Origin of the sequence: Streptomyces sp. NPDC085866 (assembly GCF_044541035.1) — a bacterium.
Classification (GTDB): Bacteria; Actinomycetota; Actinomycetes; order Streptomycetales; family Streptomycetaceae; genus Streptomyces.
Window position 1 is genome coordinate 189,538 of record NZ_JBITSQ010000016.1, and the last position, 13,575, is coordinate 203,112.

A 13,575-nucleotide genomic window follows, 5' to 3' on the forward strand; every position below is an offset into this window, starting at 1 on the left:
TTCGCCCCGGCAGGCACCTGCTGCCAGAACCGGCCTCTGTTTCCGACTCCCCTGTTCAGGGTGCACGCCGTGCGTCCCGCAGGGGTGCGGGACGCGCCAGCACAGAGCCGAGCGGGCGACACGGCCCACCGTCCAGCCCTCGCCGGGGCTCCGGCTGCTTCCTCCGGCCACCTCGGCTCGATGGCCGACGCCACGCCCCGAGCACTGGGCGACCAGCGCCTGGACCGCGACCGCCAGGTCGTCGCCTTCCGCGGCGACGGCGGCCTGAGCATGCTCCGCGGCGACCTCATGACCCCACAACCGGCGGCCGGGCGTAGTGAAGCTCGCTCAGGAGTGGGCAGGGCTGCCCGAGTTCGGCACCGTGCTCGACAACCCCGATGAGGTCGCATTTCGGCCAAGCCGACCGTCGAGCGGGGGTGGGGGTTCGCGGTGGCCAAGGTGAAGGAGTCGTACGCAGCGGTCGAGAGCGGAGCGGCCACTGACGGACGTTCGAGGAATGTCGGCCGACGACCGGGGTATGCGGGTGCGTGCCGGACGTTGGACCGGCGAAGACGAGACCGACCTACTGGGAGGGACGCGCGCATGATGGCGACGACGACCGTACAGGCCACCGAGCAGATAGTGGACGTTCCGGAGATCGCCGCCCCTTCCCAGGTCGCGCCGAAGGACGCACGGGAGTTGTCGAGGGTGTTCTTCGACCAGCTGGCGGTGCTGGAGGAGGGCACCCCGGAATATCAGTACGCGCGCAACACGCTCATCGAGATGAACATGTCCCTCGTCCGCTACGCGGCCGGCCGGTTCCGCAGCCGTGGCGCGGAGGAGATGGAGGACATCGTGCAGGTCGGCATGATCGGCCTCATCAAGGCCATCGACCGGTTCGAGCTTTCGCGCGAGGTCGAGTTCACCTCCTACGCCGTCCCCTACATCGTCGGCGAGATCAAGCGGTTCTTCCGCGACACCACCTGGGCCGTGCACGTACCCCGCCGGCTCCAGGAGGCCCGCGTCCAACTCGCCCGCGCCAACGAGGAACTGCGCAGCCGGCTGCGCCGGACACCGACGACCAAGGAGCTCTCCGAGCTGATGAGCCTTCCGGAGGACGAGGTCGTCGAGGCCCAACTCGCCTCCAACGGCTACAAGTCGGCCTCCCTGGACGCGGCGCTCAACGGCAGCGAGGACGGCGAGGCCGCGCTGGCGGACTTCATCGGCGACGAGGACGCCGCCCTCGGCCTGATCGAGGACTTCCACACCCTCGCCCCGATGATCGCTGAACTCGATGAGCGTGACCGCAAGATCATCCACTGGCGTTTCGTCGAGGAACTCACCCAGGCCCAGATCGGCGAACGTCTCGGCCTCTCCCAGATGCACGTCTCCCGGCTGATCTCCCGCCTGTTGGGCCGCCTGCGCGAAGGCATGCTCAGCACCGCCTGACGGTGGAGGATCCGGCAGCCGGACACGGTGGCCAGGTGTCCCCGCGACTCGGCGAAGAGCTGAGCAGGGGGATGTGCCGGGTGAGTTCGTGCTGGGCGGGGACCGGCGCCTCGTCCGTTGCCGGCGGCTCGCGGACAACGTCGGTCGGCGCCCCTCGCTCGCCGTTTGCACTCGACTCCTCTGGTGGCGTGCCCGTCGGTCTCCGGGGCGTAGCTCACATGCAATCGGGGCGATTTAGGGGTATTCGAAACATGAGAGCCGCACTGCCGACTGTTGTCGTTTGACAACTATGACCGTGAGGCAACAAAGTAGCGGAGTCGCACTGCACGGGGAAGGATCTGCAATGTTCCGGTGGGCGGAGGTCGCTCCGTGCGCCGGCCGTCCAAGCCGCGAAGTGTCGGGGCGAGCGGTGGCCCGGCCCTGTGATCAGGCCGTCTGGTCCCCGGCGTGTGAGGCATTGTCGTGTATCTGCAGTGCCGCTGTGTCGCAGAACGCCTCCAGCCCCTCGAGGAGCGCGGTCCGCTTGGCGGCGGGCATCAGCTCCAGCACCGCCTGCAGCTCCTGCTCCCGGCGTGCACGCAGGCCGTCGAGGAAGGTGCGACCGCGGTTGCTGAGATGCAGCCGTACCTCGCGCCGGTCGGCGGGGCTGACCACGCGCTCGACGAAACCGGCGGCCACCAGTCGGTCGCAGAGCCGGCTGGTGGACGGGGGTGTGGAGGCGAGGGAGTCGGCGAGGGTGCGCAGATTGATGCCGTCCTGGTGTTCGAGCATCAGGAGCACGCGCATCTGGGACGGAGAGGCCGGCGCGGTCGAGGCCCGGCCCCACAGGACTTCCAGCAACTCCACGGCCGTCAAGGTCACGCGTGCGACCTCGACGGGCTCGGGGCGGGGGTGGAAGACAGTCACCGTCACACTCTCGCAGGCACCTGGGACGCCAGCCAGCGTACTAGGTGCCGGTGGCGGCAAACGATGGTTCGGACGGCCCGGCGTGACTCGGCTCTGGCGGTCTCATCGCCTGAGTGAGGTCCGTGTGTGTCCGTCGAAGGATGGGTGTATTTACGATCGTGAACAGATTTGTGACCGCTGAGCGTGCCCTGCGCACGGCGGCCCCACACGCGCTGCTCGACGCTGTGCGCCGCGTGCTCGCAGAAGAGTACGCGGCACAGTCCGTCGAGTTGTTCATGGCCGACTACGGCCTCACCGTCCTGCAGCCGGTGTCGGTGCTGCCCCACACCGCGGAGCCGGTGTCGGTGCACAACAGTCCCGCCGGCCGCGCTTTCGGTGCCCAGGAACCCTTCGTGGAGGGCGCTGCCGGAGGCACGGTGCGCGTACATCTGCCGGTGACGGTGCGCGGAGACCGGCTGGGCGTGCTCTCGGTCACCTTGCCCGGCGCGGAAAGCGCGCGTGGCCTTCTGGGTGAGCTCGTGGACATTGCCGAGGTGCTCGGACACGAGGTGGTCGTGGCCGAGCGCGACACGGACGTGTACCTGCAGGCGAGGCGCAAGGACCGGCTGACCCTGGCCGCTGAGATGCAGTGGCAGCTCCTGCCCGGCCGGTCCTGCTCCGGGCCGGAGTACGAACTCGGCGCGCAGCTCGAGCCGGCTTATGCGATCTACGGTGACAACTTCGACTGGTCCGCCACGGCGGACCACCTCATGCTCTACGTCACCAACGGCATGGGGGAGGGCATAGAAGCCTCCCTGCTGACGAACCTCGCCATCAACGCTCTGCGCAACGCCCGGCGGGCGGGGATCGCCATCGATGACCAGGCTGCCTTGGCCGATCAAGCGGTGTACGCCCACTACCAGGGGCGTTGCTACCTTTCGGTGCTGATGTTCGACTTCGAACTCGCCACGGGTCGGGCGAAGGTGGTGGACGCCGGCTCCCCGCAGCTGCTGCGGCTGCGTGACGGGGTGGTCGAGCGCGTCACCTTCGAGGCGCAGCTCCCGCTGGGGATGTTCGAGGAGACCGACTACGTGGCTCAGGACTTCTCCGTCGAACCCGGCGATCGGCTCGTCTTCGTCAGCGACGGGGTGCATGCGGTCGCCTCGCCGAAGGGTGAGGCGTATGGGGATGCCGCTCTGGCCCGGGCGATCATGTCCACTCGTCTCCTGCCCGCTGCCGAGGTGCCGCGTGCCATCCTGCGGGAGCTGACCGTACACCGCGGGCAGTCGCTCCCGAAGGACGACGCCCTGGTTGTCTGTCTGGACTGGCGCGGGCGCTGAGCCGCTGAGATCGCGAGCCGTGAATGTGTCGATGCTGTGTCGCTTCTGCCGCACCCGCAGTGTCAATACTTGTCATGTGGCAATAATTGGGATGGCTGTGCCGGTCCTGGCGCAGCAGCCTGTTCTCAAGGGAGACGATGCAGGTGTCGGAGCAGGCGGCGGCCGAATCGGCGGCGCGCGAGCTGGTGGCCTTCCTGGAGCGCCGTCGCGAGCAGATCGCCCAGCGGTGGGCGGACCTGCCTCTTTTCATAACGGTCTTCACCGTCTCTCGCGACGAGGCCGTGGAGGCGTGCAAGACCGTTGTGGATGCCCTGGCGGACGTGGCGGCGACGGGCCGGCTGGACAACGTGGCGGCCTCCGGTTTCGACTCGGTGCGTGAGCAACTGGGGCGCATGGCCGCTTCCCGTGCCCGCAGTGGATTCAGCCCGGCCCAGATCGCGGACGAGGCCGCCGGCCTGCGGGTGACGACCGCCGAGCTGCTGCGCGGCGAGGTCCACGACCTGTCCGGTGTTGAGGCGCAGGAAGTTCTGCTGGCTCTGACTGTCCTGATGGGCACGCTGAGCCTGGTGATCATGGAGACGACGGTCAACGCAGGCGAGGAACTGATCGCGCGGCAGCGGCAGCAGCTGCTCGAAGTGGCCACTCCCGTGATCAGCCTGTGGGAGGGCGTCGTCGCGGTTCCCCTGATCGGCACGCTGGACAGCGCCCGCAGTCAAGTGGTCATGGAGTCGCTGCTGGAGGCCATTGTGGATCGGCGGGCCCGCTACGCGATCCTCGACATCACGGGCGTGCCCACGGTCGACTCGCTCGTCGCGCAGCACCTGATCAAGACGGTCGCCGCGGCCCGCCTGATGGGCGCAGAATGCATCGTCTCCGGCATCCGTCCGGCCATCGCCCAGACCATCGTGCACCTGGGCATCGACCTGAGTTCGGTGCTCACTCGCAGTTCTCTGGCCGACGCCCTGGCCTACGCGCTCACCCAGCAGGGCATCGAGGTCTCCCGCGTGGCCGGTGCGAACCCGCGATGACCGCCTCCCTTCCGGGCAACTCGGCCGTGGTGCCGGTCCTGGCGCTGGGGGACATCCTTCTGGTCTCCCTCCAAGGAGAGCTGCACGACAGCGTGGCCGAGCAGCTCCAACAGGACATCACCCACCGCGTCGCCCACAGCGAGGCGAGCGGCGTGGTCATCGACGTCTCCGGCGTCGACGTCGTCGACTCGTTCCTGGGGCGGGTCATCGCCGAGATCGCCGCCAACGCCCGCCTTCAGGCCGCTCGTACCGTCCTGTGCGGGATGCGACCCGCAGTGGCGATCACCCTGGTCGAGCTGGGCCTGACCCTGCCCGGCCTGGTGACCGCGCTCGACGTCGAACGTGCTCTTGAACTGCTCCAGCAGGACGTCGCCGCGGTCGCCCTGGGCACACGTGCGGGGTGTGCGTGACGCCGACCTCCGACCCCGCCACCGCGACGAGCCTGCCGATCGGCTCGGACGCGGACCTCGCGTGGGTGCGTCACCAGGTGCGGCAGTTCGCGGCCGGCATCGGCTTCGGGCTGGTGCAGCAGACGAAGCTCGTCACCGCGGCCAGTGAGCTGGCCCGGAACACCCTGGTCCACGGCGGGGGAGGGCAGGCGAAGATCACCCCACTGACCAACGGAGCGACGCCTGGGCTGCAACTGTCCTTCATCGACACCGGCCCCGGCATTCGTGACGTCGAGTTGGCGATGACTGCCGGCTACACCACCGCGGGCGGTCTCGGGCTGGGCCTCAGCGGAGCCAAGCGGCTGGTGGACGAGTTCACCATCGACACCAAGCCCGGTGAGGGCACCGTCGTCACCCTCGTCGCCTGGGCCACCGGCGCGCCCGCCGCTCGTCCGGGGGCCCGATGACGCGCGTCTGGATCATCCCGGTGCACGACTCCACCCGAGTGCGGGATGTCCGGGTGGCGGCCGAGGAGGCCGGCGCCCATGCCCGTCTCGACGCCCACCGCACCGCGGTCGCGGCCCTGGTGGCCACCGAGCTGGCGACCAACCTGCTCAAGCACGCCGGTGGCGGCCGCCTGGTGATCGACCTCGTCGATCGCCCGGGAACGGGTGCTCGCGGTCCGGAAGTCCAGCTCGTCGCCCTCGACCACGGCCCCGGCATCCGCGATGTCACGGCGGCCATGCGTGACGGTTGCACCACCAGTGAGGCGTCACTCGGCGCCGGACTGGGTACCTGCCTGCGCATCTCCAGCGCGTTCGACCTGTACAGCACCCATCGCGGCACCGTCGCGGTGGCCCGTATCGATCAGGGCGCCGGGCAGAAGGAGACCCGGTCCACCTTCGCGGCCGGAGGGATCAACGTCCCCTTCGCACAGGCCGAGTACTCCGGAGACGCCTGGAGCTGCGTCCGGTCGGGCTCTCGCGTGACCCTGATGCTCGCCGACGGCCTCGGCCACGGAGCCAAGGCCGCTCACGCGTCCAGCGCCGCGGTCGACCAGCTGCACCGCGTTGCGCACCTGCCGTCCGCCGAGATTCTGCGGCACCTGCACCTGGCACTACGACCCACCCGCGGGGCGGCGGTCGCCGTGGCCCAGCTGGACTCGGACAGCGGCGAACTCGCGTTCGCCGGGGTCGGCAACATAGGAGCCCGGCTGCACACCGCCGGTGCGTGGGAGCACCTCGTCTCCCACCCCGGCATCGTCGGCGCCCAGTACCCGGCGACCGTACCCGTGCGTCGCCTGCCCTGGAGGCCGGGCAGCCTGCTGGTCCTGCACAGCGACGGACTGCCCAGCCGGTGGGTGCCGCCCGACGATGCCGGCCTCCTCGCCCACGACCCGGCAGCGATCGCCGCGACGATCCTCCGGGATGCCAGCAGCGCAGCCAGCCCCGTACGCGATGACACCTGTGTGGCCGTGCTGGCCTCCGACCGCTCGGCCGGGCGCCCGTGATCCCGCCGGACGTCCGGAAGGTCACCTCGGCCGCCGAGGCCGTCCGCGCCCGGATCTACGCCGCGCGCCTCACGGCCACCCTGGGCGCGCCCGCGGTCGAACAGGCTCGCTTCCTCACAGCACTCACGATGCGCCTGCGCGAGTGTCTCGACCAGGGCGGTGCGGAACTCACCCTCACCGTCGAGCCGTCCGTGTCCGACGGGACCCGGCGCATCCGCGCTGTCGCAGAGCCCATCTCACCCGGGCCCGACCGAACGCCGCCCTGGCGGCTGGCTCTTTCCTGTCCCGGCCCCGCGCCCTGGACCCCGCCCGGGCCGGAGGGCCCGGACGAGACCACTCACGCAGATGCAGTGCTGGCGGCGGACGAGCAGACCGCAGCGATCCTGCGCCGGCTGGACGAGACGGAGAGGCAGCTGCGCCTGCACCGCGAGGAGCTGCACCAGACCAACCAGGGCGTGCTGGCCCTGCACGCCGAACTGGAAGCCGCCGCGCGGACCCAGCGAGACCTGCTCGACGCCGAACGAGCCGCACGCGGCCAGGCGGAGAGGGCACGACGCCTGCTGACCTTCCTCGCCGACGCCAGCGCTGCCGTGACTGCATCTCTCGACCAGGAGGACATCCTGCGGTGCCTCCCCGAGTTGCTCGTCCCCGAGTACGCGAGCCAGGTCGACGTATGGCTCTTCGACGAACCGGCAGGCCCGAACGGCGACCACTCCGCCGCCGCGGTCACAGCCGCCCGCTGCGACCGTCCCCAGCACGCCGGACCGCACCCCGGCGCACTCCCCGGCGTCGACGACCTCCCGCCCTCCGCACTGTCCCCGGACCGGCCGCTGCTGTGCATCCCCCTCACCGTGCGCCGCACCTCGGGTGTGCTGACACTGACCGCGCCCGGCGACCGCTTCGACGAGGACACCAGTGTGATGCTGGTCGAACTGGCCCGCCGGACCGCCATCGCCCTGAACAACGCCCGCCGGTACGAACAGCACCGGGACACCGCCGAAGCGCTGCAACGTGCCCAGCTCACCGACCTGCCCGCCGCCGAGGGGCTGCGCCTCGCGGCCCGCTACCTTCCTGCCACTCGAGGACTCAACATCGGCGGCGACTGGTACGACGCCTTTCCCCAACCCGACGGCAGCCTGATGACCGTGGTGGGGGACGTCACCGGACACGGGCTGCGTGCTGCCGTCATCATGGGCCAACTGCGCACCGCCCTGCGTGCCTACGCGGTCGAGAACGACAGCCCCGCCCGGATCCTCACCCGCCTGCACCGCATGCTGTGCCACCTGCAGCCGAACCTGTACGCGACCGCCGTGATCGCCCGCTTCCGGCCGGGCGATCCCCACGTCGTATGGGCTGCCGCCGGACACCCCCCGGCCGTGGTCCGCGCGCCTGGCGGCACCGTGCGCGTGCTGGACACCCGCCCCGGCGTGATGCTCGGAGTGCCCCTTCCTTACGAGTACGAGGAACACACAGCCGAACTGCCGCCCGGCTCGACTCTGGTCCTGTACACCGACGGCCTGGTGGAGCGGCGAGCACACGGCATCGACCCAGGTGTCGAGCTGCTCGGCCGGACCCTGGCCGCCCTCGATGAATCCGAGCTGGAGGACTTGGACGGGTGTGCCGAATCGCTGCTCAAGCCCTTGGTGCACGACTCCGAACGCGACGACGACGTCTGTCTCCTCCTGTGCCGCACCGGTCCGCCGGAACGTCAGGAACCGGAGCGCGCCCAGGCACGCGACGCGCGTTCCTGCAAGGCCGACGATGTAACTCGCGCACAGCAAGCCCTGGCTGCGCCGACCACTCCGGACCAGACCCCGATCGCGACAGCGCGGAGGTCACCAGGGGAGAGGACGGAGACGCGGTGAACGCCTACGAACCGGGTCGAGGCAGGTGAACGCGCGGGCGTCCTGCGTCAGTTCCTGAGCGCGACCCGGCGGACCCAGGTCGGCAGCGAGGGACTCCTCTCCGACGACGCCGTCGTATGCCTCGACCGGGCAGGGCGTGATACCGGGGCGCGCTCGGGGACGAGACCGAACCGCTGACCCTATGGCGTCTGCGGTGGTTGGAAGGACGCTTCGCCCAGAGCGGCAGGGAAGGCTTTCATGCCACGGATCAGCGCCGATCGCTCCGCAGGTTCCATGGCCGCCAGTGCTTCAGCCAGGGCCTGGGCGCGTCGGCGGGCCACATCCGCCAGGACGCGGCGCCCCAGCCCGGTGAGCCTCAGCTGCACCTCGCGACGGTTGTGCGGGTGCAGCGCACGCTCCAGCATGCCCGCTGCTTCCAGCCGGTCACAGAGACGGCTGGCAGTGGGAAGCCCTATGTCCATTCGCTCCGCCAAGCCCGTGAGATTCGCCTTCGGTGCCGTCTCCAGAGCCCGAAGCGCCCGCAGTTGGTGGAGGGACAACCGTACCGTCGCCTCCTGGGCAGCCTCGGACCACAGGTTCGCAAGCCGCTCCACGGCATCGGCGATTCCGTGCGCGCCTATGCTCGGATCGTCACCCGAGCCCTCAGCGCGGTCGTCGGCGCCGCCGGGAAGTGTCACGAACACATCACTTTCAGTGAGACCGGCTGTTGCGGGAACAGCCCATATTCAATGGCTCTACCCGGGGAGCCGGTGCGCAACCAGCGTCATTCGAGGCTCACGACCATCCGGCCGGAGGCTTACGGGCGGTCCGCCTCAGGCAGTGCACGATCGGGTCCTTTCCCTTGAGCAGGCTTCGCCAGCTCCGCGTTGAACTGGGCACCGACCAGAAGGGCCAGGTTGGCCAGCCACAGCCAGACCAGGAAGACCACGACGCCCGCCAGTGAGCCGTACAGACGGTGATAGGTACTGGCGTGGGAGGTGTAGACGGTGAATCCGAGCGAGACGGCCAACAGGAGCACCACCGCCAAGGTGCCGCCGGGCGCCATCTTTTCCACAGGGCGGGCAGACGCAGGGCCCGAACGGTAGAGGACGAGCACCAGGGCCACGGCGACCGCGGCCACGACCGGCCACCGCAGGGCGTCCCAGACGACCTGGGGCCCGGTACCCAGGTCCAGCGCTCGGCCCAGACGCCGGGCCAGGCTGCCGGTGATGAACAACATCAAGGTGGTGGTGAGAAGCAGAGAGATCAGGGCGAGAGCCGTGGCGATGATGCGCGGAGCGGTGCGCCAGACCGGCCGATGCGCACTGATGCCATGCATGGCGTGCAACGCCCGGCGGAATACGCTCAGATAGCTGGATCCCGACCAAAGGGCTCCCGCCCCGCCGAGGAAAATCAGCGTCCATGCCGCAGAGGACTGTTCGGCCATCTGCCGCAGGGTGCTGCGCAGCAGAGGCCGGGACGCGACCGGGGCGGCCTGCGACATGCGGTCGATGACCTCCGGTTTGGCTGTCGGGATGGTCAGACCCACGATCGAGAGGATCACCAGCAGTACCGGAAACAGGGCCAGGACCGCGTAGTACGTCAACGCGGCGGCCCAGTCCGTGACGTCGTCGTTCCAGACCGCCACCGGCGTACGGCGCAGCGCCGCCCACCACCGAGCCGCGCGACCGTCTGCGTCATCCATGAGGCGGATGCTCTCATCTCCTTTCCTCGGGCCGCTTCCTGAGTCAGAGACTCTGATACCCGCTGAGGTGCGGATGAGGGAGCGACGGTCCGGCTCACGGCCCAGGCGCGAAGGCGAGCCACGTTATGGGATGACAGGCCGGATGTGACGGTCTGTTGTGCTTTCCGGGGCGGGTTGCCACCACAGGGGTGGATGCGGGACTGTTGTCGTAAGACATCTATTTCCCCATGGCAGGAAGGTGGTGAGGTGCGCACGGTGCGCGCCTCCGCTTGTGTCTGCTTCCCCCGGTACCTCCGCCCGTCCACCCGATGCCGGCCACATGGTCGGTATGACGTGGACCGAGGCCCCTTACCCTGTCCTGATCGTCGATCGGCACGGCTGCCTCGTCGACATCAACGAGGCCGCCCGGACACTCCTGCCCGGCGCGGCCGGCGGCGACCGGCTGCACGAGCAGGTTCCCTCCTGGCTTTCCGCCGCTCACCAGTGCATCGGCGACGGGCGGCGCAGCACGGGTGCCGCCCTGCCGAGCGGACGCATCCATGGTCGTCACTTCGAGGCGCATCCGACCGCGGCCGGCAACGGTGATGTGGTGTGGTGGCTGGTCGAAGACACCGACCGCCGACTCGCCGAGGCCGCTCTGAGCGACGCGCACACGCGGACCGGGATCCTGTCGGAGGTGTCCAGCGCCCTGCTGTCCACGCTGAACGTGCCGCGCTGCATGGAGATGGCTGCCTGCATGGCCGCGGCACATCTCGCCGAAGCCGCCGTTCTCGTCGCTCCACCGCAAGGGCGGCGCCACTCGCTGACCTTCGCGAACCGGGACGGCCTCGTCACCCAGGTCACGCGGCAGGTCGACGTGGCCAAAGTGCCGGGCCTGACCGAGGCCCTCCAGGGTTTCCCACCCGTACCGGCCCGTTGGATAAACCCCGCCGGCATTCCCGACTGGGTTGCCCCGGACGGTTTCGCCGGACCGGTCGGCTCCGTGATCGTCACTCCGCTTCCCGGTCACGGTGTACCTGCCGGAGCACTGATTCTGCTGCGTTCCAGCACCGAGCAGTCCTTCACCGAAGGCGAGGAGGTCTTCGCCCGGCTTTTCGCCGCCCGCGCCGGTGCCGCCCTCTCCGCCGCACGCCTCTACGGGGAACAGGCCACTGTCACCGCCACCCTGATGCGCGAGTTGCTGCCTCCGACGCTGAGCAGCGTGCACGGCGTCGAGTACGCCGGCGGCTACCGCGCGGCCAAGGACCACGAGCGGGTGGGAGGGGACTTCTACGATGTCCACCCCGGCGCCGACCCTTCCCAGGACACCCTCGTCGTCCTCGGAGACGTCGCGGGCAAGGGACTGGAAGCGGCAGTGCTCACCGGCAAGATCCGTAACACGTTGCACGCGCTGCTGCCGCTGACCGGCGACCATCAGCGGGTGCTCAACCTGCTCAACGGTGCCCTGCTCACCTCCCACCACACCCGCTTCGCCACGCTGGTGCTCGCCTCGGTCCGCCGCCGCGGCAGCCGAGCCCAGGTCCGGCTGACCAGCGCCGGACACCTGCCGCCGCTGATCGTCCGCGCCGACGGCACAGTGGAAGAAGTACCTACGCACGGCACCCTCGTCGGTGCCCTGCCGGCCGTCACGGCGCACACGGTCCAGACGGTGCTGGGGCCCGGCGACACGTGCCTGCTCTACACCGACGGCATCACCGAAGCACGCGGCGGCCCGCTGGGCGACGAATTCTTCGGCGAGCACCGCCTGCGGCGGACCCTGTCCGAATGCGCGGGCCTGCCGGCGGAAGCGGTCGTGGAACGGGTGCAGATGCGGGCCGCCCAGTGGCTGGGCGCAGGCCGCCACGACGACATGGCCGCCGTCGTCATCAGCGTCCCCAGAGCCGGCCTGCTGACGGTCCTCGACGGGCGGGCAAGTGCGCAGAACAGCAGGAGGAGCATGTGAGGCACTCCACCGCGACGGCCGATCTGCCGGACCGGCTGTGGCAGGCGGTGGTCGACGGCGACGAATACGGAGCCGTGGACATCGTCCACAAGGCGGTGGCCGACGGAGTGGACGAGGAAACACTGCTGCTGGACGTGATCGCGCCCGTCCAGGCAAGAGTCGGGGTCGAATGGGCCGCCGACCGCATCACGGTGGCTCAGGAACACGCCGTCACCGCCATCAACGAGCGGGTGATCGCCTCCCTCTCCCACCGTCGGCCGGCACGCGAACGCCGCGCCCCGCACCAGGGCCGGGTGACGGTCAGCTGCATCGACGGCGAATGGCATGCCCTCCCCGCCCGGCTCGTCGCCGAGGTACTCCACCTGCGCGGCTGGCAGGTCGATTATCTGGGCGCGCAGACCCCGACGCCGCATCTCGTGTCCCACCTGCACCACACCAACCCCGACGCCGTCCTGCTGTCCGGATCGATCCCCACCCGTCTGCCGACCGCCCACGCTGCCATCACCGCCTGTCAGGCCGTCGGCATCCTCGTCCTGGCCGGTGGTCGTGCCTTCGGCGCGGACGGCCGCTACGCCCGGGCGCTGGGTGCCGATCAGTGGGCGGCCGACGCCCGCGGCGTTGCCGCCGTGCTCGAAGTGGGTCTTGTCCGACCCCGTCCGGCAGCGATCCGACAGGTGACGGACGATCTGCCGCACCTGGCCGACCAGGAATACACGATGGTCGTCCAGTCCCGAGTTCAGCTCGTCAAGCAGACCCTGGTCGGCCTCGAAACCAGCTTCCCGGTCGCTCGTGGCTACGACGACGCGCAGCGGGAGCGCACTGCGGAGGACATCGGCCACATCGTCGACTTCCTGGCCACCGCCCTCTATGTCGACGACCCCGAGATGTTCACCTCGTTCCTGACCTGGGCCGCCGACATCCTGGAGGCCAGGCATGTTCCCGCCCGCTCCGTGGTGACCGGTCTGGACATCCTGGCCGATCAGCTACGTGAATTCCCCCGCACCGTAGACCTGATCGACGCGGGCAGGGCCGTTCTGCGCGGCCGCCCCACCCGTCCCGCCCCCGAATTTGGCACCCGCGCATGACCGACCTGCAGCCCACCGAGTTCTCCGTCACTGTCTTCGATGAGCCGACCACGCTGACCGTGCGGGTGGGCGGCGAGCTCGACTACGACACGAGCGACGATCTGATCGACATCGTCCTCGAGCACCTGGCAGTCGACAGCGCGCGGCTGCACGACGTGCGTGTGGACTTTCGTGACCTGACCTGGATCGACTCCACGGGCTTGGCCGCCCTGTTGATGATCCACCGCCGTACCACCGAAATCGGCGTCACTCTGCACCTGGACAATCGGCCGGACGTCCTGGAGCGCATGTTGCGCCTGACCAATGTGCTGGATCACCTCACCGCTCCGGGAAGCCGTGGGGAGCCCCCTGCGTGCCAGGGGGACTGTGCTTTCCCTTCATAAACAAGCAATCGTTGGGGCATGCCGGTTACTTTGCAG

At 69.6% G+C, this 13,575-nt stretch carries 13 protein-coding genes and 1 pseudogene; 11 read left to right on the forward strand and 3 right to left on the reverse strand.

Features of this window, described 5'->3' with window-relative positions:
* Positions 1-162: 162 nt before the first annotated feature.
* Positions 163-447, forward strand: a pseudogene (locus tag ACIF83_RS34965) (thiamine pyrophosphate-dependent enzyme); the annotation flags it as partial.
* Positions 448-585: 138 nt separating this feature from the next.
* Entirely contained in the window at positions 586-1,428 is an 843-nt protein-coding gene (locus tag ACIF83_RS34970) for an RNA polymerase sigma factor SigF (RefSeq protein WP_393481233.1), read from the forward strand.
* 426 nt (positions 1,429-1,854) lie between these two features.
* Here ACIF83_RS34970 and ACIF83_RS34975 read toward each other — a convergent pair whose 3' ends face one another.
* Positions 1,855-2,340: a MarR family winged helix-turn-helix transcriptional regulator gene (locus tag ACIF83_RS34975; RefSeq protein ID WP_399732996.1), complete on the reverse strand. Its 486-nt coding sequence runs from the start codon at positions 2,338-2,340 to the stop codon at positions 1,855-1,857.
* A gap of 134 nt (positions 2,341-2,474) precedes the next feature.
* Between ACIF83_RS34975 and ACIF83_RS34980 the strand changes: the two genes are divergently transcribed.
* The 6 genes from ACIF83_RS34980 (at position 2,475) to ACIF83_RS35005 (ending at position 8,445) form a co-directional block, all read left to right on the forward strand.
* Positions 2,475-3,653 (forward strand): PP2C family protein-serine/threonine phosphatase, encoded by a 1,179-nt coding sequence (locus ACIF83_RS34980; RefSeq protein ID WP_399733070.1) that lies wholly within the window; start codon positions 2,475-2,477, stop codon positions 3,651-3,653.
* Between the two features lie 137 nt (positions 3,654-3,790).
* The gene (locus ACIF83_RS34985) at positions 3,791-4,681 is read left to right on the forward strand and encodes an STAS domain-containing protein (protein WP_399732999.1); all 891 of its coding nucleotides are present in this window, start codon (positions 3,791-3,793) and stop codon (positions 4,679-4,681) included.
* Positions 4,678-5,091 carry an STAS domain-containing protein gene (locus tag ACIF83_RS34990; RefSeq protein ID WP_393481127.1) on the forward strand — a complete coding sequence of 138 codons (414 nt, stop codon included), beginning with the start codon at positions 4,678-4,680 and terminating at the stop codon, positions 5,089-5,091. The genes ACIF83_RS34985 and ACIF83_RS34990 overlap by 4 nt, the downstream gene beginning before the upstream one ends.
* On the forward strand, positions 5,088-5,537 hold the full coding sequence (locus ACIF83_RS34995; protein ID WP_399733002.1) for an ATP-binding protein: 450 nt from the start codon (positions 5,088-5,090) through the stop codon (positions 5,535-5,537). Before ACIF83_RS34990 ends, ACIF83_RS34995 begins: the two co-directional genes overlap by 4 nt.
* Positions 5,534-6,580, forward strand: coding sequence for a SpoIIE family protein phosphatase (locus ACIF83_RS35000; protein WP_393481132.1), 1,047 nt, complete (start codon positions 5,534-5,536; stop codon positions 6,578-6,580). Before ACIF83_RS34995 ends, ACIF83_RS35000 begins: the two co-directional genes overlap by 4 nt.
* The gene (locus ACIF83_RS35005) at positions 6,577-8,445 is read left to right on the forward strand and encodes a PP2C family protein-serine/threonine phosphatase (RefSeq protein WP_399733007.1); all 1,869 of its coding nucleotides are present in this window, start codon (positions 6,577-6,579) and stop codon (positions 8,443-8,445) included. The genes ACIF83_RS35000 and ACIF83_RS35005 overlap by 4 nt, the downstream gene beginning before the upstream one ends.
* Before the next feature lie 179 nt (positions 8,446-8,624).
* Here ACIF83_RS35005 and ACIF83_RS35010 read toward each other — a convergent pair whose 3' ends face one another.
* The gene (locus tag ACIF83_RS35010; RefSeq protein WP_399733010.1) at positions 8,625-9,122 is read right to left on the reverse strand and encodes a MarR family winged helix-turn-helix transcriptional regulator; all 498 of its coding nucleotides are present in this window, start codon (positions 9,120-9,122) and stop codon (positions 8,625-8,627) included.
* A gap of 119 nt (positions 9,123-9,241) precedes the next feature.
* Positions 9,242-10,072 (reverse strand): YihY/virulence factor BrkB family protein, encoded by an 831-nt coding sequence (locus ACIF83_RS35015; protein ID WP_393481139.1) that lies wholly within the window; start codon positions 10,070-10,072, stop codon positions 9,242-9,244.
* A 376-nt stretch (positions 10,073-10,448) separates the two neighbouring features.
* On the opposite strand from ACIF83_RS35015, the gene ACIF83_RS35020 reads away from it, so the two are divergent.
* Genes ACIF83_RS35020 through ACIF83_RS35030 form a run of 3 tightly spaced genes read left to right on the forward strand, consistent with a single transcriptional unit; the run spans position 10,449 to position 13,539 of the window.
* Positions 10,449-12,071 carry a SpoIIE family protein phosphatase gene (locus ACIF83_RS35020; protein ID WP_399733013.1) on the forward strand — a complete coding sequence of 541 codons (1,623 nt, stop codon included), beginning with the start codon at positions 10,449-10,451 and terminating at the stop codon, positions 12,069-12,071.
* Complete coding sequence (locus ACIF83_RS35025) at positions 12,068-13,156, forward strand: B12-binding domain-containing protein (RefSeq protein ID WP_393481143.1); 1,089 nt, start codon at positions 12,068-12,070, stop codon at positions 13,154-13,156. Before ACIF83_RS35020 ends, ACIF83_RS35025 begins: the two co-directional genes overlap by 4 nt.
* The gene (locus ACIF83_RS35030) at positions 13,153-13,539 is read left to right on the forward strand and encodes an STAS domain-containing protein (protein WP_393481146.1); all 387 of its coding nucleotides are present in this window, start codon (positions 13,153-13,155) and stop codon (positions 13,537-13,539) included. Before ACIF83_RS35025 ends, ACIF83_RS35030 begins: the two co-directional genes overlap by 4 nt.
* The last annotated feature ends 36 nt before the right edge of the window (positions 13,540-13,575 follow it).